This is a genomic window from Burkholderia sp. Se-20373, assembly GCF_017104705.1.
Lineage (GTDB): Bacteria > Pseudomonadota > Gammaproteobacteria > Burkholderiales > Burkholderiaceae > Burkholderia.
The window spans coordinates 12,932-32,355 of the sequence record NZ_JAAGPH010000093.1; the positions used below are offsets into that span (position 1 = coordinate 12,932).

The window sequence follows — 19,424 nt, forward strand, 5'->3', positions numbered from 1 at the left end:
GCTGCGCCGCGTCGCCCGTTCGGTCGCGACGGGCCCCCGACCCTTGTTTAATGCGCGACGCTTGCTCGCCGGATCCATCGGTTTCGTGAAGAGCTCACGTGCATGGACGGCGCTCGCCGTGCGTTCGGCGACGCGCCGCCTCTTCATCCTCTGCCCTCGCCGATCGTGAACACTGGTCGCATTGCGCTGCTCGTATCGCCCCAATACGCGCCGACGTCCGCCAGCGGCACCGCCCGCGTCTCGATTGTCAGGCCAGCCGGCCCGGCCGCGTCGAACACGCCATGCACCGCGGCCAGCAGGCGCGGCAGCGACACACTGCCGAGGCCACTGCCCATCAGCTCGATCGCGGTCGCCCGCAGCACCGCACCCGGCAACAGCACGTCCGCGCCGCCGATCGAGCCGATCTGCACGAAGCGCAGCCGGCGGCCATCGGGCGTCGCCTTCGCCGCGGCAACCAGCAATGCCTGCGCGCTGCTCCCCCACAGATAATCGAGCGCGACATCCACGCCCGCGCGGAAATGCGGCTCGAGCGCACGCGCCAGATGCGCGTCGTCCTGCTGCAGCGACACGACGGCATCCGCACCCGCACCGAGCAACGCTTGCAGCGCGGCCGCGTTGCGGCCGGTCGCGATCACCTTCGACGCGCCGAGATGCTTCGCGATCCGCACCGCCAGCCGCCCCGACGTACCCGTCGCGCCGTTGACGAGCACCGTCTCGCCTGCGACGAACCGGGCGCGCTCGGTCAGCGCCGCCCACGACGACATCCCGGGAATCGCGATCGCCGCGGCCGTGACGTCGTCGAGCGTGTCGGGTAACGGCACGTACCGCGTATCGGACACGATCGCTCGCTCGGCCATCGCGCCGAACGGTGCGGGCGCGCCGAAGAAATAGACGCGCTGCCCGTCGTCGAGGCGGCCCACCCCGTCGACGCCGACGACGAACGGATAGCGCCCGTCCGACGAGTAATGTGTGCCGGACGCCCGCCCCTGCGCGAGCCGGCTCAGCGCGGACGCCGTCACATCGATCAGGCGATGGCCCGGCATTGCGCGCGGTGCTTCGAAATCCATATGGACGGGACGCTCGCCGGCGCCCGTTACGACTGCTGCTTTCATGGCGACTCCTTGAATCGGGATACTCGATCGACAGTTCCGGCGCGTGTCAATGCGCTTCGAGCCACGCGCGCAGCGCGGGATCGCGTACGTCCAGCACGTCGAACAGGCCAAGTGCGCGCAACGCGGGCAGTGCATCGATCGTGTCGGCTTCCGCGCGCGCCCGGTCGGCCGGCGCGGCGTTCGGGTCGGTCAGCGCTCGCGCGTTGACCAGGAACGCGCCGACGGTACCCTTGCGGATCGTCGTTCCGTCGGCCTCGATCCAGTCTGTATGGTCGGGAAGCATCTGTTCGGCTCGCATCGTGTCGTACTCCGGTTGTCATCGATGGACGCAGTGTAGGCGTGCGAATCCGGCCGATCTCCGGTATAACGGCCATTCGATACCGATATCCGGCCATGTCAGACCCCCTTCTTCCCGCTCGATTCGTCACGTCCGACGACGGCCCGTTCGTCGTCGCGGCCGTCCTGTCGCAACGCGACCCGCGCGTGACGCCACCGCACGCGCACGCGCGCGGCCAGCTCGTCGGCGCGTTGAGCGGGCTGCTGACGATCGGTCTCGACGATCAGGACTGGGTCGTGCCGGCGATCCATGCGATCTGGATTCCGCCGCATTGCCGGCATTCGTTGCGCTCGTTCGGGCCGATTTCCGGCTGGTCGGCGTTCGTTGCCGAAGCACGCTGCGCGGCGCTGCCGAAGGCGCCGCGCGCGATCCGCACGACGCCGCTGCTGCGCGAGGCCGTGCAGCGGGCGGCGAGTTGGGAGGAGTCGGCGCTGGATGCCGCTCAAACGCGGATCGCCGACGTGATCCTCGACGAAATTGCGTCGTCGGAAGTCGAGGCGCTGGGGCTGGTGCGGCCGCAGGATCCGCGGCTGATGAAGATCACCGATGCGCTTGCCGCCGATCTAGCGGACAACCGGCGACTGGAGGAATGGGCCGAATGGGCCGGCATCAGCGCGAGGACAATGAGCCGCCGCTTCGTCGCGGAGACGGGGCTGACGTTCGCGCAGTGGCGTCAGCAGGCCAGGCTGCTGCGGGCGCTTGAGCGCATTGCCGACGGCGTGCCGGTGACGACGATCGCGCTCGATCTCGGGTACGACAACGTCAGCGCGTTCATCGACATGTTCCGGCGCGCGTTGGGGACGACGCCGGGGAGGTATATGGCGGATGGGCCGCCGACTCCAAGTGCTGCATAGCGAGTAATTCGCGTATCGCATCGAACCAACTCATCGCACAACAGCAGTCCACTGGATTTCCCGATAGGCTTTGAGCACCTTGCAAGTCTGAACCATGCTCTGGTGTTGCAGATTATCGAGATAATTGCATTGGGAATCCCCCGATCCATCAGACATGATGTCCACTCGAGCTGCCCCGCGAGCAAATCGGAACGATTGCGCAGCAAACGCACTCGTCGAGAACGTGTACGCTTTAGCGTCTAATCACACACGAGAATCACGAAGCGCTTTCACAGGCCCGGGACCGCTTCTTTGCCAGATTACCGACAGCTAAGGCAACATCGCCGTGAATCGATCGAAATGTGTAGGCGGAAGTTTAATCTCTCCACCACTATCGACAGCAGTATCGAATATCAAGGATTCCTTGGTCCACACCAGGCGGACGGCATCCGAATACTCGTAAGTCCGCTCGGCAAGCAGTCGCATGTCAGATGTCCGATAGAGTCGCAAAAGGATCCGATCTTTTCCCAAGTACGCGTATTGCGCCGTATAACGGCCCCCATCGTTCCTCGATCGCTCGGTATCAAACTGTGTTGCATGGGCACGTATGCGCGCATCCTGATAGTAAGAGCTGGCCCAGCACAGAAAAATGACAAATGTCAGAGCAAAACCTAGCGTCTTCATTCGCGCTTTCATTCGCGTGAGACGCCCCTCTTTATGCAACATCCCAGACAGAACAATCGTCAGAATACATGCAATTACCACAAACACCGCAATTTCCGCGAGCACAAGAATTCCCGCTCCTTGCATAGCAGTCGCCAAGCCGTTCATTCAAAATACACCGTTATCGGTTTAGCCAGCATGATTGGCTTATAGTCGGAAAAAATTATGAAATCCCCCCCTCGGTGGTACTTAGCTTGCCACTCTCGGAACGAGCGATTTCGAACCGGATAGTATGTTTTCCCCGGTTCATAGAGGTTTGCGGCTGTGCCGCCTGCCACTATGGGAAAATCAAACCAAGGCTGATCCGCAAGATTCGCCGCCGCGTAAATCGGAACGATTATCACACCGCCTTTTCCCCAATGGCCTAGATACTGTGACCGCAAATCATCAGGTCCCTCAAAGGAATAACCGTCTCTCACGTATACGACAATATGCGTAACCGTTGCACTCTTATTTTCAGCATCGAAAGTAGCGCGAGCCACTGCCGCATAAAAATTGAATGCCCCCAACGCACCAGTAAGATCGTCGGGAACGCCACCCTCCGGAAACCTCCGAACAGCCTGCAATGCTTTCTGTTCAAATGAACTCTCTACCGCCGCTCGCTGGAACTGGAATTGCTTGTGTAGTTTTCGGATATCATTTCCACTCAATTCCCAGGGTGATACGCTCCCGCGACTACTATAGCGACCAAGAATATCCTTAAGTATTTCGTATGCACGCGGACTATATATGGCGACATTTATAAGATAATCATATTGCTTTTTTGCACGCGCATGCCTAAGAACCCAATCTAGTTTGATGGTGGTTCGATCGACCATCGACTCAGGGTAGAGCTCGCCATTCTGGTTGATCTCGTTCTGCTGATCCTTTGGTGTGATCGAATAGTTGAGCTCTCCAGAAAACCATCGTTCCATCAGCTTCGCCGAAACCGGCATATGCTCCTTGCGCATGGCGTCTGGGATTTGCTGAATATCGAAAGGCGGAACTTCCCGTTCCTTCTCCACCGGTTTCGGTCGCTTGGGCGGAGCAGGCGCGTCCAACCATTTCTTGAAGCGTGAAAATGCACCCGCAATTCTTTCGATGTCGTCCACCATCTTATCGAGCGAGTCCCGCTTGTCAGCCCGCGCGATGGGCGTAGATGGCTTTACTGATGACGCCGTCACTGGGGGAGCCATTGCCATTGATAAACCGACATCGCACACCGGGATGCCTGCATCGTCCCCCTCACATAGCTTCCAAGTCCAAACTAGCTTGTTGATCTTGAAGTATGGAATCCTGTTGTTATAGCGCGTCATGCTTTCACTCGGATTGCAGAGTCGTCGACCTTACAATGCCGCACGAAACCCAACAATGCCGCGCACCGCCACGCATCAACAGTGCCCGATTGAGCAAGTCACAACAAACTTGTAGAAGCACTTGTCGCGCGTGCCCATGCCGGACCCGATAGTCGAACGAAATCCTTCCCGACCATTGTAGACAACTGCAAACGGCGAACTTTTCATTCGTAGACCATCCGCAACGCCTGAGCCCCCCGTGCGTCGGCACTCGCCTGACCGCGCTCTGCCTTGTGATGCATCAAATCGGAATAGCGTATGCGCCGATGTTTGACTATGGCAACGCATCCGGTTCAAGCGGCGTGACCAGGTGGGGACGAGACTGATTGAGAAATTTTGCCGCTTCCTGAATCGTCAATTCCGCATGAATGGGTACACCTTGACCGCGTTACGGTCGGCCAACTCCACGAGGATGTTCACCAGAAGACCCAAAGCAGGCGTCGGAAGCTCAACCGGATGCGCGCGATTCCGTCATCGAAGATCTGAATGGCCTGAAAATCGGTTCGCGTTGCGAGATAAGCCGCCGGCATGCGCGGCCTTTCGTCAGTCGACTGCATCCCGCGCTCGACGGGCAAGATCCCGCTTGACTCAATACGTCCCATCCCCCTTCTTCACGGCCTCTTCCCCCTTCCCCTTGAACAACGCCGCCAACCGCTCCGCCCCCCTCGCCAGCAGCGTCGTATCGACCCCGACCGCAACAAACAACGCCCCCGCCTCCAGATAGCGCCGCGCGGCCGCCTCATCGGCGCTCAAAATCCCCGGCGCCTTGCCGGCCACCTTGATCGTCCGGATCGCGCCATCGATCGCCGCCTGCACGTCCGGATGCCCCGGATTGCCGAGATGCCCGAGATCGGCCGCGAGATCCGCCGGTCCGATGAACACGCCGTCCACACCTTCGACGCGCGCAATCGCATCGACTGCGTCGAGCCCCGCCCGCGTCTCGACCTGCACGAGCACGGCCATCTCGTCGTTCGCGTGCTGCAGGTAGTCACCGACGCGATTCCACCGTGACGCACGCGCCAGCGCACTGCCTACGCCACGAATCCCGTGCGGCGGATAACGCGTTGCCGCCACCGCCGCGCGCGCCTCGTCGGCACTCTGCACCATCGGCACCAGCAACGTCTGCGCGCCGAGGTCGAGCACCTGCTTGACGATCACCGGATCGTTCCACGGCACGCGCACGACCGGCTGCGACGGATACGGCGCGATCGCCTGCAGTTGCGCGAGGATCGTCGGCACCGTGTTCGGCGCATGCTCGCCGTCGATCAGCAGCCAGTCGAAACCGGCGCCCGCAACCACCTCGGCGCTGTACGGATTCGCGAGCCCGAGCCACAGCCCGATCTGCGCGTCGCCACGCGCGAGCGCGGCCTTGAAGACATTCGAAGGAATCTGCATCGTTCGCTCACCTCATTCGAAGTAGCACTGGATCGTCCCGAGCGGGCCGTAGTCGACGCTGAACGTGTCGCCCGGCCGCGCCGCGCACGGCCGCGTGAACGAACCGCCGAGCACGATCTGCCCAGGCTCCAGCGCGACATCGAAGCGCGCCAGCCGGTTCGCGAGCCACGCAACGCCGTTCGCCGGATGGTTCAGCACGCCGGCCGCGACGCCCGTTTCCTCGACCACGCCATTACGCGACATGATCGCCGCGACCCAGCGCAGGTCGACGTCCTGCGGTTTCACCGGCCGCCCGCCGATCACGACGCCCGCGTTCGCCGCGTTGTCGGCGATCGTGTCGAACACCTTGCGCGGCCGCTTCGTATCGGGGTCGATCGACTGGCTGCGGGCGTCGATGATCTCGAGCGCCGGCACCACGTAGTCGACCGCGTCGTACACGTCGAAGATCGTGCAGTCCGGGCCGGTGAGCCGCTTGCCGAGCACGAACGCGAGCTCGACCTCGACGCGCGGCACGATGAAGCGGCCGGTGGGAATCGTGCCGCCGTCGGCGAAGAACATGTCGTCGAGCAACGCGCCGTAGTCGGGCTCGTCGATCTGCGACGTGTTCTGCATCGCCTTCGACGTCAGGCCGATCTTGTGGCCCTTCAGCGTGCGGCCTTCCGCGAGCTTGAGGGCGACCCACGTTCGCTGGATCGCGTACGCGTCGTCGATCGTGATGTCGGGATGGTCAAGCGAGATCTGGCGGATCTGCTTGCGCTCGCGCTCGGCGTCGTGCAGGCGCTGCGCGAGCTGGTCGATGATGGCGGGTTCGAGCATGGTCGGATCGGGAATGGGGTTCAGCCGGCCCGCTTGTAGCGGGCATGGATGTTGTTGTGCTTGTACGAGCCGCTTTCGCTGAACTCGGTCAGTTCCATCGACAGTGCGAGGTAGCGTTTTGCGTACAACTCCGCGAAATGCGCCTTGATCGCGTCGAACAGCGCGTCGCACGCGGCCTTTTTTTGCTCGTCGGTACGGCCCGAGCCGATCTTGAGCATCACGTGGACGAACGCGTCGTCCTCCGTGCCGTCGGCCACGCAATAGTCCTGCAGCTCGATCGCGCGCGAGCGGATGCCGCCCGTCGGGAACACGCCGCCCTGTGCGATCAGCGTGGCATTGATCGTGCGCAGCAGCGTGGGAATGCGCGCGTCGTCGCGAATGTTCGCGGTGTATTCGACGACGATGTGTGGCATGGCTAGTCTCCTGTCGAATGCGTGGCGCGGCGCTCAGGACAACGGAAAGATCGCATTGATCTGCCCTGTGCCCGAACTCGCGAAATAGTCGGTGACGATCTCGACAGGCTTGTCGTAGCGATCCCAGCCGAGCAAGCCGAGCAGCATCGCCGTGTCGTGCATCCCGCCTTCGCCGTGGCAATGCGTGTTGTACTCGGGCAGCATCGCGCAGAAGGTCTTGAAATCGCCTTGCTTCCACAGCTCGACCACGCGCAGGTCGACCTGCCGGAAGAATTCGCGGCTGATCTCGTGAATCGATTCCTCGGGGCTGCCGTTGTCGTTGAAACGGTGCGACAGCGACCCGCTCGCGAGGAACGCGACGTTCGAATCGCTCTTCTCGATCGCTTCGAGCAGCGCCTCGCCGAAGCGCCGGCTTTCGTCGAGCTGATGCCACATGCACCAGCCGGCGATCGACACGACCTTGAAGTGCTGGTCGGCGTTCATGTAGCGCATCGGCACGAGCGTGCCGTATTCGAGTTCGAGGCTGTCGATCTCGTGCGCGCGGGTCGCGATCCCGCGCGCGGTGGCCGTCTCGGCGATCAGCCGGCCGAGCGCCGGGTTGCCCGGATACGCGTACTGCATGTCGCGGATGAAATGCGGCAGCTCGTTGCTCGTGTACGTGCCCGAGAACTGCGCATTGCAGTTCACGTGATAGCCGGCGTTGACGAGCCAGTGCACGTCCGACACGACGATCGTGTCGACGCCGAGCGCGCGGCAGCGCTCGCCGATCAGTTGATGGCCGCGGATCGCCGCTTCGCGGCAGCCGTGATGCCTGCCGGGCATTTCCGACAGGTACATCGACGGCACGTGCGTGATTTTCGCGGCGAGGGACAGTTTGCCCATCGTTCAAGTCTCCTGTCGGCCGGAGTTAGCGCTTAAGCGGTTACTCCGGCCCCATGCTTCGCGGTCGGCCGGAGTTAGCGCTTAAGCGGTTACTCCGGCCCCATGCCCGGCCGGCGTGCCGGCCAAGAAATCATTTGTGCTGCCATACCACCCGCGCCCGTCACACGCCCCAGCGCGGAATGTGGTGCGAACCCATCGAGATGCACACGTTCTTGATCTCCGCGAACACCTCGAAACTGTATTCGCCGCCCTCGCGCCCGGTACCCGACTCCTTCACGCCGCCGAACGGCTGGCGCAGGTCCCGCACGTTCTGGCTGTTCACGAACACCATCCCGGCCTCGATGCCGCGCGCGAGGCGATGCACCTTGCCGACATCCTGCGTCCAGATGTACGAGGCAAGCCCGTACGACGTGTCGTTCGCGAGCCGCAGCCCTTCTGCCTCGTCCTCGAACGGGATCAGGCACGCGACCGGCCCGAAGATCTCTTCCTGCGCGACGCGCATCCGGTTGTCGACGTCGGCCAGCACGGTCGGCCGCACGAAGTTGCCGTTGCGCAGATGGTCGGGCAGGCCCGCCGGCTTGTCCGCGCCGCCCGCGACCACGCGCGCGCCTTCCTGCTCGCCGATGCGGATGTAGCCCGTCACCTTCTCCCAGTGCTGGCGCGTGATCATCGCGCCGAGGTTCGTGGCGGGATCGGACGGATCGCCGACCACCAGGTTGTTCGCGCGGCGCGCGAATTCCTGCACGAAGCGGTCGTAGATCGTGCGCTGCACGAAGATCCGCGAGCCGGCCGTGCAGCGTTCGCCGTTGATCGAGAAAATCGTGAACAGCGACGCGTCGAGCGCGCGGTCGAAATCGGCATCGTCGAAGATCAGCACTGGCGACTTGCCGCCGAGTTCCATCGAATACTTCTTGAGACCGGCACGCTCCATGATCCGCTTGCCGGTCACCGTGCCGCCCGTAAACGACACCGCCCGCACGTCCGGATGGCGCACGAGTGCATCGCCGGCCGTCGCGCCATAGCCCTGCACGACGTTGAGCACGCCGGGCGGAATGCCGGCTTCGAGCGCGAGGCGGCCGAGCTGGTCGGCCGTCAGCGGCGACAGTTCCGACATCTTCAGCACGGCCGTGTTGCCGAGCGCGAGACACGGCGCCGTCTTCCACGTCGCGGTCATGAACGGCACGTTCCACGGCGACACCAGCGCACACACGCCGACCGGCTGGTACAGCGTGTAGTTCAGCATCTGGTCGTCGACCGGATAGGTCCGGCCGTTCATCTGCACGCACACTTCCGCGAAGAAGTTGAAGTTCTCGGACGCACGCGGAATCAGCTGCTTGCTCGTCTGCGCGATCGGCAGGCCGGTGTCCTGCGTCTCGAGCGCCGCAAGCATCGGCACGTTCTTCTCGATCAGCTCGCCGAGCTTGCGCATCAGCTTCGCGCGCTCCTTGGCCGGCGTGCCCGCCCATTTCGGGAACGCTTCCTTCGCGGCGCGCACGGCCGCATCGACTTCGGCCTCGCCGCCCGATGCGACGTCGGTGATGACCTCGCCCGTCGCGGGATTCAGCGTCGTGAACGTCTCGCGGCTCTCGACTTCGCGGCCGTCGATCCAGTGCTTGATGGTCATGCTCTCTCCTTGGGCGACGGGCTCAGCCGGCGCGATAGTAGTCTGCTTCGCCGACGATCGTGTTCACGAGCCGGCCAATCCCTTCGATCTCGGTCACGACCTCGTCGCCCGGCTTCGTGTCGGCCAGCCCCTCGGGCGTGCCGGTCAGGATCAGGTCGCCCGGCGAGAGCGTCATGAAGCCGCTGATGTGCTCGATCAGCGCGGGCACGTCGAAAATCATGTCGCGCGTGCTGCCGCGCTGCGTCTCCTGGCCGTTCACGGTCGTGCGCAGCGTCAGGTCGCCCGCATCGCCGATCTCGTCGCGGCTGACGAACCACGGCCCGAGCGGCGTGCAGGTGTCGCGGTTCTTCACGCGCAGGTTCGGGCGGTAGTAGTTCTCGAGATAGTCGCGGATCGCGTAGTCGTTCGCGACCGTGTAGCCGGCCACGTAGTCGAGCGCCTGCGCGCGGCTCACGTTGCGCGCGGGCCGGCCGATCACCACGGCCAGCTCGCACTCGTAATGCATGTGGGTGGCATCCGCCGGGCGCACGGTGCGCGACCGGTGGCCGATGAACGTGTTCGGCCCCTTCAGGAAGATCAGCGGCTCGCTCGGCGCCTTGAACGCGAGTTCCTTCGCGTGGTCGGCGTAGTTGAGGCCGAGCGCGAACGTCGTGCGCGGTGCGACGGGCGGCAGCCATTCGACCCGCTCTTCCGCGACGATTCGCCCCGTATCGAGGCGGATCGCACCGTCGCCGGCCGGTTCGGCCGCATGCAGTGCGCCGTTGTAGATCACGCGCGCCGTCTTCATCGTGCTTCCTCCGCAATCAGCGTGTGCCGCAACGTGCCGATGCCGGCGGCGGCGATCTCGATCGTGCTGCCCGCACGGGCGCGCGGTGCGCCGCCGGCAACGCCGAGCAGCAGGACATCCCCCGCGTCGAACGACATGAAGGCCGTCACGTCGGCGATCAGCTCGCGCACGGGGCGAATCAGCGTGGCCGTCGAAGCGGACGCGGCCACCTCGCCGTCGATCCGCAGGGTCAGGCCGATCGCGTCGACATCGTCGAGCGCGGCAACCGGCACGATGGCCGGGCCCAGCGGGCAGAAACCGTCGCGGCACTTGAAGCGCACGGCCGGACGGTAGTAATCGGGATGCGGCACCGACACGTCGCTCACGAGCGTGAAGCCGTGCACGTAGTCGAGCGCCCGTTCGGCCGGCACGCGCGTCGCGCGCCGGGAGAACACGACGGCCACCGACGCACCGATCTCCAGCGCGTCGATACCGGCCGGCACGACGACGGCCGCGCCGTCGCTCGCATGCGTGTTGGCGGGCTTGATGTACAGGATCGGCGCCTGCGGCGGGCGCCCGTAAGGCGGTGCGTTCACGGCATCGCCGAGCGCGTCGAGCGCCCCACGCTCGTTGAGCAGCGCACCGTAGACGGTACCGATGGCGACCGGCAACGGCGGCGCCGCGGCGGTCGTGCAAGACAGCTCCATGCGTCATTCCCCTGCCGCGCGTCGCGGCGCATCGTCAATAGTTAATATCTTAAGTAAACAATCGAACGCTGGCAACCTCGATTACCCTGATAGGCGAAATTCACTACCCGCGGCTGTTAAGATTGATGCGTCCCCGTCCTCTGCTCTCCCCGATGAACCGTACGCTCGACCACCGCAACCTGGCCATGCTGCTGCTCGAGGCCCGCGAAACGCTGATGGGTCTGTTTCGCCCCATTCTCAAGGAATTCGCGCTGACCGAACAGCAATGGCGGATCATCCGCGTGCTCGACGGCGAACCGGCGCAGGCGCTCGAAGCGGGACAGATCGCGCGGCGCTGCTGCATCCTGAGCCCGAGCCTCACGGGCGTGCTGGAACGGATGGAGCGCGACGGCCTGATCACGCGCACGCGCGCGCAGGAAGATCAGCGCCGGCTGCTGGTCAGCCTGACGCCGCAAAGCAGGAAACTGGTCACGGAGATCGGTCCGCGGATCGACGAGCAGTACCGGCAGCTCGAATCGCGGTTCGGCCAGGACGGCCTCGAAGACATCTATCGCGCGCTCGACCGGCTCATCGAGCTCGGCGGCAACACGTGAAAACGGCGCCTGTTCCCGCCAACCGCGGGAACGGGCGCCGGTGCGGCGCGGGCGATCAGTGCACCGCGCCGCGCATCAGTTCGGTCACGGCCACGCCGCGCGACGTGCGCATGCATTCCTCGACGTAATCGATGAACGGCAACGGCTCGAAATCGATTTCGTCGCGCACGCGGCGGTTGTCGAACACGCGATCGACCGTCGCGAATTCCCCGCAGCGCTGCAGTGCCCGGCCGATCACGCGTTCGAGTGCCGGATCGGTCCGCCCCAGCACATCGCGCACCACGAGCGGCAACTCGGCCGGCGCACACGCCGCGTAGCGCGGCGCGCCCGTCATCCCCGCCGCCTCGTCCATCGCCCGCACGATCTGCGCGACCTGCGGCGCCTCGTCGCCGGCCGACACGTGATACAGGTCGTGCGCGAGCGTCGGCTTGACGGCCAGCAGCATCGTCGCACGCGCGACGTCGTCCACCGACACGATGTCGATGCGCGTCATCGGCCGCGCGGTGAAGCGGCGCGCGGCATGCGCGAGCCGGAACATCCAGAACGAATTCGGCGCGGGCCGTGTACCGAGCACCGTGTGGCCGACCACATGCGACGGCCGCACCACGACGAGCGGCAGCCCGAGCGCCCGCAGCCGCTGCTCGGTCTCGGCCTTCGCATGCAGGTAGTCCGCCGCGAGCACCGCACCCGGCAGGCCATCTTCGTCGCGCGCGCCGTCGTTCGCCGCAGCGGCCGCGGCTTCTTCCTGCACGATTCCACCGCGGCCCGCATGCGCATAGGCCGTGCCGACGTACACGAAGCGCTGCAGGCGCGGCGCCCGGGCGAAGCGTTCGGCGAAGCGCACCGCATCGGCGATGTCGGCCCGCAGGTGCGCGCCGTCGGCCGGCGACGCATGGCCTGCGCAATGAATCACGTGCGTCGCGGCGGCGAGGCGCGGCGCGTCGCCGCCCTGCCACACGTCGCCGAGCGCACCGACGATCACGTTCGCATCGGTCAGGCGCGACGCCCAGTACGGCGCCAGCCCCGCGCGCAGCGCCGCTTCGCGCAGCCGCGCGACGGCGTGGCCGCGATCCTGCGCCCGCACGACGCAGACGATACGGTCGAGCAGCCCCGCATTGACGAGCGCCGTCAGTACGGTACTGCCGATGAAGCCGGTTGCGCCGGTCAGCACCAGCCGCCCGACGTTCGCCGCCGCGACCGGTGCGCTGGCCGGCGACACGAGGCTCGTCCGCCAGTTGAGCGACAACGCGGTTTTCCAGATCAGCACGATAGTCTCCTTCGAAGAGTCGGCCGGGCGGCGCGACGCCCGCGGTTGCGGGCTGCGCACGGCTCACCGGCCGGGCCGGGGCCTGACGCGCGCCCCGGCAGTCCCGATCGGGCGTGCGGCCCGCGATCGCGTCGATTGCGTCTCTGGCACGAGGCGGCGGCAGCCGCCGAGGACGGGCGTCCGCGGCACTGGATCGGGAAGATCCCAGTGTGGGGCCCGACCGCAGGCAAGTCTGTCCCGAAAGTATCGTGAAAGTGTGCCGATTTGTATGGGATTGTCGGAGTGTGTCGTACCGGGCGCGCCGTCAACCTGCCGCAACATCCGATCGGCCCGCGTTCCGGCGGTGCGGTGCCGCCCCGGTCGGCCCGGTTTCCCCGGCGGGTCCCGCGCGACAGATCGACGCGCCTCGCGGCCACGTCATCCCATGTCTCGATGATCGGCCCTCCGCCCATCGGCACCGCGATCGCCGGTACGCGTGTGTTTGCGGGTCTCCGTCGGAATAACCATGAATCGTCAGACGTCGTTCCATCTGAAATCGCAATGGACTCAATATGAATTTATTGCGGATTATCACTTGCGTTTCACACCAGCCTATCTAGACTGATCAAGTCAAAACGGTCGAATGTGTCATTTTTTTAGGAGACGATCACAATGCGCCTCACCATTCGGATTAATGGCAGCGAATCGGCAACCCGGCACGCCTTCGCGGTTCTGTGGGTCGACACCGACGAGGGCCTGTGGTCGCGCGAGGCACATCAGGGCATGGATCTTCCGACCTGGGGCAAGGTCCGCGACGTCGAGGGCGCAATGGCGCTCTGCGCGGCCGACAGCGGGAATGCCGTGTGCCAGTTGAAGGGGCTGTCGTTCGATGCGACGCAGCGCGAACAGGGCCCCGCGGTGCTCGCCGGCAATCACCCCGGCGCGTGGCGACTGCAGGCTGTCGATCGTTGCACGAGCGAGCCGGAATACCGGGAATTCATTTCCGTCGCCCGATAGAAGTTATCGATGTAATTCGTCTGCGGTTTTCGGGTTTATTCCGGTTTCAGCGATATTCATTTCGATATTCAGCATTAACGGCGCCCCATTTCGGGGCGTTTTTCATTTTCCGGTTTAGAGAAATAACCGCGGGTCGGTCAATTGATCGCACGCCGGGGATCGGCCTCGATCCGTACCTGAAATCCCCCGCCCCCTGTTCTGCTCGTCGCAAGTCACCCGAGTTTCATCGCCCCCTGCTTCGGGAAAATGTCGCTCCCTCCCCGTTTTTCAACCGATGTCAGCGCGCCGATACCCGCGTTTTCTCGGGGCCGGAACATACTTTCCCCACACGGCGATTACTCATTTATTACAATCGCATTATCCAGACTGACTCGCCGCCCTCGGGCGGCCCCACCCGGCCATTGCATGAGCGTGAAAAAGAAGACCCACCCCGCCGATCCGTATGCGGCCGCGACCAAGCATCCGATGCTTGCGTCACGCCTGCCGATGTGGCGCTCGAAGCTGATCGTGATCATCGTGTTCCTCGCATTCGCCGCGCTGATCGGCCGCGCCTTCTGGGTGCAGGTCGCGAACAAGGAGTTCTACGTCGGCCAGGGTCAGAAACGCTACCAGCGCACGATCGAGCTCGACGCGACGCGCGGGCGCATCGTCGACCGCAACGGTGCGATGCTTGCCGTCAGCCTGTCGACCTATGAAATCTGGGCGAACCCGAAGCAGGTCGCCGACACCGATTACCCGCAGATCTCGAAGCTGCTCGACATGCCGCTCGTCGAGGTCAAGCGGCGCCTCGGCAACGACAAGACCTTCGTGCTGCTCAAGCGGCAGGTCGACGCGGACACCGCGGGCAAGCTCGACAAGCTCGCGATCGACGGCGTCACGCAGATCGCCGATTCGAAGCGTTTCTACCCGGAAGGCGAATCGGCCGCGCACGTGGTCGGCTTCACGAACGTCGAGGACAAGGGGCAGGAAGGCGTCGAGCTCGCGGCGAATGCGCGACTGGTAGGCACGTCCGGGCAGCGCGAGGTGATCCGCGACCGGCTCGGCCGTATCGTGTCGGACACGCGCCCGCTCGTCCCGGCGCAGCACGGCGCGACGATCGAACTGACGATCGACCGCCGCATCCAGCAGCTCGCGTTCAGCCAGCTCAAGGCGGCCGTGGTCGAGAACAACGCGGTGGCCGGCAGCGTCGTGGTGCTCGACGCGCAGAACGGCGAAATCCTCGCGCTCGCGAACTATCCGACCTTCGACCCGAACGACCGCGCGCGCCTCACCGGCCAGCAGTTGCGCAACCGCGCGGTGATCGACACGTTCGAGCCGGGCTCGACGATCAAACCGCTCGTCGTCGCGCTGTCGATCGACGAGCGCAAGGTCACGCCGAACACGATCATCAACACGTCGCCGGGCACCTACAAGATCGGCCCGGCCGTGATCCACGACACGTCGAACCACGGGTCGCTGACGGTGTCGCAGGCGCTGCAGAAGTCGAGCAACGTCGCGCTCGCGAAGCTCGCGCTGAACCTGCCTGCCGAAACGATCTGGAACAAATACCAGGAATACGGAATCGGCCGCGCGCCGGAACTCACGTTCCCAGGCGTCGCGTCGGGCCGGCTGCGCGGCTACAAGCGCTGGCGGCCGATCGAGCAGGCGACGATGGCGTACGGCTACGGCCTGTCGATGTCGCTGCTGCAGATCGCGCAGACCTACACGGCCTATGCCGGCGACGGCACGCTGCACCCGGTGTCGCTGCTGAAGAACGGCACCGACCAGCAGACGATCGACGCGCATCGCGGCCACCGCGTGACGTCGCCGCAAACGGCCGCGGCGATCCGCTCGATGCTCGAGATGGCGGTCGGCGAAGGCGGCACGGGGCGCCGCGCGCGCGTCGACGGCTACCGGATCGGCGGCAAGACGGGTACCGCGCGCAAGCAGGTCGGCGCGACCTACGCGAAGGGCAAGTACCGCGCGTTGTTCGCCGGGATGGCGCCGATGAGCAACCCGCGCCTGATCGTCGCGGTGATGATCGACGAGCCGCGCGGCAAGGGCTACTACGGCGGCACCGTGGCCGGCCCGGTGTTCGCGTCGGTCACGAGCGGCTCGCTGCAGTTGCTCGGCGTGCCGCCCGACGCGCCGGTCGAGCCCGAGAAGACGCCGCCGGCGAAGGCCGTTGCGCCGCAAAAGACGGTGGCTGCACCGAAAGCGGCGGCGACGCAGGCCAGGACAGCCGCAGCGCCGAAAACCGCCGCACCCCTGAAGACTGCCTCGCCATCGAGCGCGCCGACACCGGCAAACACGGCGGCGGGTTGATCGGCGCAGCCCGCGCGACGCGCCGCCGTCCCGGCGCGCGCGTCACGCTCCGACGGCCTCGTCGCCGCCTCAAACCTACCCGTCATCGGGCACCGTCCCACTTTCCAGGAACGCCGCGCATCCTGTGAGCGTTCCCGCCGCGTCCCCCTGCCATTTTTTTCGCGCGGCGGCCCACCCGGGCCGCTGCGCCCTGCCCGGTACGCGGCACGATGCCGCGCGCCGTCAATGCGAAGCCGCGACGGCCGGCTTCGTCATCCTGCCGAGCACGTGCTCGGTCATCCCGCGGGCGAGTTCGGTCTCGCCCATGAACACGGTGCCGATCCCCTCGTTCGACAGCAGCGCGGCCTCGTCGCCGCTGTTCGTGCACAGCACGACCTCGAGCGCCGGATTCAAGGTGCGCGAGATCTCGACGATCTGCCGCACGTCGAACACGTCGGGCAGCGTGACGACCAGCATCCCGGCGCGCGCGATATGCGCCTGCACGAGCACGATCGGCTCGATCGCGTCGCCCGACACGGCCGCGATGCCGTCCTCACGCAGTTTCTCGACGAGCTCGCGATTCTGCTCGACGACGACATATGCGATGCCGCGCTCGTCCAGCGCGTGTGCAATTCGGGTACCGACCTTGCCGTAGCCGACGATCACGACCTGCCCGGTCAGGTGCGTCTGCGGCGTCGACATCGGCAGCGCGGCGAGCGGATCGTCGCGGGCCTCGAGCTTGCGCGCGAACGCCGAATGCTTGCGGATCCACGCGAGCGCCGGATCGATCATCGCGAACAGCAGCGTGTTCATCGCGATCGAGATCAGCGCGACGGCCAGAATCAGGCTCTGCCCCTCGGCCGACAGCAGCCCCAGCGCACGGCCGAGCCCGGCGAGGATGAACGAGAACTCGCCGATCTGCGCGAGCCCCGCACCGACCGTCAGCGCGGTATTCAGCGGATAGCGGAACGCGATCACGAGCGCGACCGCCGCGAGCGTCTTGCCGATCACCACGATCGCCGCGACCTCGATCACGTGCAGCGGCTCCGCGAGCAGGATCTTCGGGTCGAACAGCATCCCGACCGAGATGAAGAACAGCACCGAGAACGCATCGCGCAGCGGCAGCGTCTCGTCGGCCGCGCGCCGGCTGAATTCCGACTCGCGCATCATCATCCCGGCGAAGAACGCGCCGAGCGCGAACGACACGTCGAACAGCTTCGCCGCGCCGAATGCGATGCCGACCGCGGCCGCGATCATGCACAGCGTGAACAGCTCGCGCGAGCCGGTGCGCGCGACGAGCCACAGAATGCGCGGAAACACGCGCTTGCCGACCACCAGCATCAGCGCGATGAACGCCGCGACCTTCAGCATCGTGACACCGAGCGTGCCCCACACGCTGCCGCCGGCCGCATGCGCGTCGCCGGGCGGCGTGCCGCCGAGCAGCCCCGCGACGGGCGGGAGCAGCACCAGCACGAGCACCATCACGAGATCCTCGACGACGAGCCAGCCCACCGCGATGCGCCCGTTGACCGTCTCGACCAGCCCGCGCCCTTCGAGCGCACGCAGCAGCACCACCGTGCTCGCGACCGACAGCGCGAGCCCGAACACGAGCGCCGCGCCGATGCTCCAGCCCCAGGTGAGCGCGAGCCCGCCGCCGAGCAGCGTGGCCACCGTAATCTGGACGATCGCGCCCGGCAGCGCGATCTTGCGCACCGCGAGCAGATCGCCGAGCGAGAAATGCAGGCCGACGCCGAACATCAGCAGCATCACGCCGACTTCGGCGAGCTGCTGCGCGAGCGACAGGTCGCCGACGAAGCCGGGCGTGCCGGGGCCGATCACGATCCCGGCGAGCAAATAGCCGACGAGCGGCGGCATTTTCAACAGCGACGCGAAATAACCGAAGACCATCGCGAGACCGAAACCGGCCGCGAGCAACGCAATCAGGCTGACGTCATGAGGCATCCCCCCTCCCGAAGTTCTTGTAACTATTTAGTAAGGTTCAAGAACGAAAGGATAAGGGATGAGGCGGAAAAATGGCGCGCCGCCGCGAAAAATTCACGCATTGGCGCGCCTTTGCGGGGTGCAACCCCCGGCGAAACAAAAAGGCGCCGCGCGGAACCGGCGGCGCCTTGCAGCACAGCGGACAGGCGGAGCTGGCGCCCCGCCGCCCCGTCAGCGCGACGCTTGCGGGAACCGCGCGCCCGGCGGCGGTTCGGGCCGGGTCGACGGCACGCTCTTGCGCACCTTCGCGACCTGCGCGGCCGTCACGGCAGCCCCCGTGTTGCCCCAGCTCGTGCGCACGAAGTTGGACACGTCCGCGACCTCCTGGTCCGACAGGCGCCAGCCGAACGGCGGCATCGTGAACGTCGACGGCGCGGTGCGCGTACCCTGCAGCGCGCTGCCTTCCAGCACGACGTGGATCAGCGAGGTCGGATCGTCGCCCTGCACGACCGGGTTGCCGGCGAGCGCCGGGAACACGCGCGTGTAGCCGTGGCCGTCGCTGCGGTGGCAGGCCATGCAGTTGTCGCGATAGACGGCCGCGCCCGGCTTGCTCGCATCGCCGGTCTGCAGCGCCTTCGCGGCGGCCGCGTCGTACACGTGCGGCTGCTCGCCCTGCACGCGCGGCGGCAGCGTCTTCAGGTAGCGCGCGATCGCGTTCAGGTCGTCGTCGGTCATGTGCTGCATGCTGTGGCCGACCACGTCCGTCATCCCGCCGAACGCGGCCGTGCGCAGCGTGCGGCCCGTCTTCAGGAACTGCACGATCTCGGTTTCCGTCCACGTGCCGAGGCCCGTGCGCGGCTCGCCGCGCAGGCTCGTCGGCACCCAGCCGTCGATCGCCGCGCCGCCGGCCAGGAAGTCCGGGCCGTCCGCGTCGGTCAGTCCGCGCTCCTGCATGGTCGGCGCGCGCGGCGTATGGCACGCGCCGCAGTGGCCGAGACCCTGCACGAGATACGCACCGCGCGCGACCACCGGATCGGTGTACTGCGTCGCGTCGAACGGCTTCGGGGTCGGCGCGAACATCTTGCGCCAGATTCCGAGCGGCCAGCGCATCGACAACGGCCACACGATGTCGACCGCGCGGTTCTCGTGCTCGACCGGCGCGACGCCGTGCATGAAGTACGCGTACAGCGCTTTCATGTCGTCGTCGGTCAGGCGCGCGTAGGACGGGAACGGCATGGCCGGATACATCGTGTCGCCGTTCTTGCGCACGCCTTCGCGCACGCGCACGCGCAAGTACCAGCAGGACGGCCAGGATCGCTACATCACCGAGGTCGTCGCCAATGTCCTTTTCCCGACTGGCGCAGAGGCCGGACGTGAAGGCGACGCGGCTCAGCCCTCACCG

The 19,424-nt window shown here is 65.8% G+C and carries 17 protein-coding genes and 2 pseudogenes; 4 read left to right on the forward strand and 15 right to left on the reverse strand.

What is annotated here, in order from left to right; genetic code table 11:
* Positions 1-143: 143 nt before the first annotated feature.
* Both G3N96_RS25825 and G3N96_RS25830 read right to left on the reverse strand, forming a co-directional pair.
* Entirely contained in the window at positions 144-1,112 is a 969-nt protein-coding gene (locus G3N96_RS25825; RefSeq protein ID WP_124577733.1) for a zinc-binding alcohol dehydrogenase family protein, read from the reverse strand.
* 46 nt (positions 1,113-1,158) lie between these two features.
* Complete coding sequence (locus G3N96_RS25830; RefSeq protein ID WP_206138933.1) at positions 1,159-1,410, reverse strand: hypothetical protein; 252 nt, start codon at positions 1,408-1,410, stop codon at positions 1,159-1,161.
* 95 nt (positions 1,411-1,505) lie between these two features.
* On the opposite strand from G3N96_RS25830, the gene G3N96_RS25835 reads away from it, so the two are divergent.
* Positions 1,506-2,303 (forward strand): helix-turn-helix transcriptional regulator, encoded by a 798-nt coding sequence (locus G3N96_RS25835; RefSeq protein WP_206138934.1) that lies wholly within the window; start codon positions 1,506-1,508, stop codon positions 2,301-2,303.
* Between the two features lie 309 nt (positions 2,304-2,612).
* Here G3N96_RS25835 and G3N96_RS25840 read toward each other — a convergent pair whose 3' ends face one another.
* The 10 genes and pseudogenes from G3N96_RS25840 to G3N96_RS25880 form a co-directional block, all read right to left on the reverse strand.
* The gene (locus tag G3N96_RS25840) at positions 2,613-3,113 is read right to left on the reverse strand and encodes a hypothetical protein (protein ID WP_241022822.1); all 501 of its coding nucleotides are present in this window, start codon (positions 3,111-3,113) and stop codon (positions 2,613-2,615) included.
* Entirely contained in the window at positions 3,110-4,300 is a 1,191-nt protein-coding gene (locus G3N96_RS25845) for a DUF6402 family protein (protein ID WP_206138936.1), read from the reverse strand. Before G3N96_RS25845 ends, G3N96_RS25840 begins: the two co-directional genes overlap by 4 nt.
* A 203-nt stretch (positions 4,301-4,503) precedes the next feature.
* Positions 4,504-4,896 (reverse strand): annotated as a pseudogene (locus G3N96_RS39370) (helix-turn-helix domain-containing protein).
* Positions 4,897-4,927: 31 nt separating this feature from the next.
* Positions 4,928-5,734 (reverse strand): 4-hydroxy-2-oxoheptanedioate aldolase, encoded by an 807-nt coding sequence (hpaI, locus tag G3N96_RS25850; protein ID WP_206138938.1) that lies wholly within the window; start codon positions 5,732-5,734, stop codon positions 4,928-4,930.
* A gap of 12 nt (positions 5,735-5,746) precedes the next feature.
* The gene (gene hpaH, locus G3N96_RS25855; RefSeq protein ID WP_089427639.1) at positions 5,747-6,550 is read right to left on the reverse strand and encodes a 2-oxo-hept-4-ene-1,7-dioate hydratase; all 804 of its coding nucleotides are present in this window, start codon (positions 6,548-6,550) and stop codon (positions 5,747-5,749) included.
* Positions 6,551-6,570: 20 nt separating this feature from the next.
* Positions 6,571-6,963, reverse strand: a complete 393-nt coding sequence (locus G3N96_RS25860; protein WP_206138939.1) for a 5-carboxymethyl-2-hydroxymuconate Delta-isomerase — start codon at positions 6,961-6,963, stop codon at positions 6,571-6,573.
* 33 nt (positions 6,964-6,996) lie between these two features.
* Positions 6,997-7,845: a 3,4-dihydroxyphenylacetate 2,3-dioxygenase gene (gene hpaD / locus G3N96_RS25865; protein ID WP_206138940.1), complete on the reverse strand. Its 849-nt coding sequence runs from the start codon at positions 7,843-7,845 to the stop codon at positions 6,997-6,999.
* Positions 7,846-8,005: 160 nt separating this feature from the next.
* A complete protein-coding gene (gene hpaE / locus G3N96_RS25870) occupies positions 8,006-9,469 on the reverse strand; it encodes a 5-carboxymethyl-2-hydroxymuconate semialdehyde dehydrogenase (protein ID WP_124577723.1) in 1,464 nt (487 codons plus the stop codon).
* A 22-nt stretch (positions 9,470-9,491) separates the two neighbouring features.
* Positions 9,492-10,256 (reverse strand): fumarylacetoacetate hydrolase family protein, encoded by a 765-nt coding sequence (locus G3N96_RS25875; RefSeq protein WP_124577721.1) that lies wholly within the window; start codon positions 10,254-10,256, stop codon positions 9,492-9,494.
* Positions 10,253-10,942, reverse strand: coding sequence for a fumarylacetoacetate hydrolase family protein (locus tag G3N96_RS25880; RefSeq protein WP_206138944.1), 690 nt, complete (start codon positions 10,940-10,942; stop codon positions 10,253-10,255). The genes G3N96_RS25875 and G3N96_RS25880 overlap by 4 nt, the downstream gene beginning before the upstream one ends.
* Positions 10,943-11,094: 152 nt before the next feature.
* On the opposite strand from G3N96_RS25880, the gene hpaR reads away from it, so the two are divergent.
* The gene (hpaR, locus tag G3N96_RS25885; RefSeq protein ID WP_039356885.1) at positions 11,095-11,535 is read left to right on the forward strand and encodes a homoprotocatechuate degradation operon regulator HpaR; all 441 of its coding nucleotides are present in this window, start codon (positions 11,095-11,097) and stop codon (positions 11,533-11,535) included.
* A 55-nt stretch (positions 11,536-11,590) separates the two neighbouring features.
* On the opposite strand, the gene G3N96_RS25890 is transcribed toward hpaR, so the two are convergent.
* Complete coding sequence (locus tag G3N96_RS25890; protein ID WP_206138945.1) at positions 11,591-12,802, reverse strand: SDR family oxidoreductase; 1,212 nt, start codon at positions 12,800-12,802, stop codon at positions 11,591-11,593.
* A gap of 651 nt (positions 12,803-13,453) precedes the next feature.
* Here G3N96_RS25890 and G3N96_RS25895 point away from each other — a divergent pair.
* Both G3N96_RS25895 and G3N96_RS25900 read left to right on the forward strand, forming a co-directional pair.
* A complete protein-coding gene (locus tag G3N96_RS25895; RefSeq protein WP_089474731.1) occupies positions 13,454-13,798 on the forward strand; it encodes a DUF3564 family protein in 345 nt (114 codons plus the stop codon).
* Between the two features lie 405 nt (positions 13,799-14,203).
* A complete protein-coding gene (locus G3N96_RS25900) occupies positions 14,204-16,102 on the forward strand; it encodes a penicillin-binding protein 2 (RefSeq protein ID WP_206138946.1) in 1,899 nt (632 codons plus the stop codon).
* Positions 16,103-16,324: 222 nt separating this feature from the next.
* Here G3N96_RS25900 and G3N96_RS25905 read toward each other — a convergent pair whose 3' ends face one another.
* Entirely contained in the window at positions 16,325-18,043 is a 1,719-nt protein-coding gene (locus G3N96_RS25905; RefSeq protein WP_206138947.1) for a cation:proton antiporter, read from the reverse strand.
* A 210-nt stretch (positions 18,044-18,253) separates the two neighbouring features.
* Positions 18,254-19,303: pseudogene (locus G3N96_RS25910) on the reverse strand (cytochrome c); the annotation flags it as partial.
* Between the last annotated feature and the right edge of the window lie 121 nt (positions 19,304-19,424).

Excerpts from the sequence above, each read along its gene's own strand:
- G3N96_RS25905 (WP_206138947.1), bottom strand. The coding sequence starts at position 18,043 with ATGCCTCATGACGTCAGCCTGATTGCGTTGCTCGCGGCCGGTTTCGGT.
- hpaD (WP_206138940.1), bottom strand. The coding sequence starts at position 7,845 with ATGGGCAAACTGTCCCTCGCCGCGAAAATCACGCACGTGCCGTCGATG.
- G3N96_RS25860 (WP_206138939.1), bottom strand. The coding sequence starts at position 6,963 with ATGCCACACATCGTCGTCGAATACACCGCGAACATTCGCGACGACGCG.
- G3N96_RS25840 (WP_241022822.1), bottom strand. The coding sequence starts at position 3,113 with ATGAACGGCTTGGCGACTGCTATGCAAGGAGCGGGAATTCTTGTGCTC.
- G3N96_RS25845 (WP_206138936.1), bottom strand. The coding sequence starts at position 4,300 with ATGACGCGCTATAACAACAGGATTCCATACTTCAAGATCAACAAGCTA.
- hpaH (WP_089427639.1), bottom strand. The coding sequence starts at position 6,550 with ATGCTCGAACCCGCCATCATCGACCAGCTCGCGCAGCGCCTGCACGAC.
- G3N96_RS25875 (WP_124577721.1), bottom strand. The coding sequence starts at position 10,256 with ATGAAGACGGCGCGCGTGATCTACAACGGCGCACTGCATGCGGCCGAA.
- G3N96_RS25830 (WP_206138933.1), bottom strand. The coding sequence starts at position 1,410 with ATGCGAGCCGAACAGATGCTTCCCGACCATACAGACTGGATCGAGGCC.
- hpaE (WP_124577723.1), bottom strand. The coding sequence starts at position 9,469 with ATGACCATCAAGCACTGGATCGACGGCCGCGAAGTCGAGAGCCGCGAG.
- G3N96_RS25900 (WP_206138946.1), top strand. The coding sequence starts at position 14,204 with ATGAGCGTGAAAAAGAAGACCCACCCCGCCGATCCGTATGCGGCCGCG.
- G3N96_RS25895 (WP_089474731.1), top strand. The coding sequence starts at position 13,454 with ATGCGCCTCACCATTCGGATTAATGGCAGCGAATCGGCAACCCGGCAC.
- G3N96_RS25825 (WP_124577733.1), bottom strand. The coding sequence starts at position 1,112 with ATGAAAGCAGCAGTCGTAACGGGCGCCGGCGAGCGTCCCGTCCATATG.
- G3N96_RS25880 (WP_206138944.1), bottom strand. The coding sequence starts at position 10,942 with ATGGAGCTGTCTTGCACGACCGCCGCGGCGCCGCCGTTGCCGGTCGCC.
- G3N96_RS25835 (WP_206138934.1), top strand. The coding sequence starts at position 1,506 with ATGTCAGACCCCCTTCTTCCCGCTCGATTCGTCACGTCCGACGACGGC.
- hpaI (WP_206138938.1), bottom strand. The coding sequence starts at position 5,734 with ATGCAGATTCCTTCGAATGTCTTCAAGGCCGCGCTCGCGCGTGGCGAC.
- hpaR (WP_039356885.1), top strand. The coding sequence starts at position 11,095 with ATGAACCGTACGCTCGACCACCGCAACCTGGCCATGCTGCTGCTCGAG.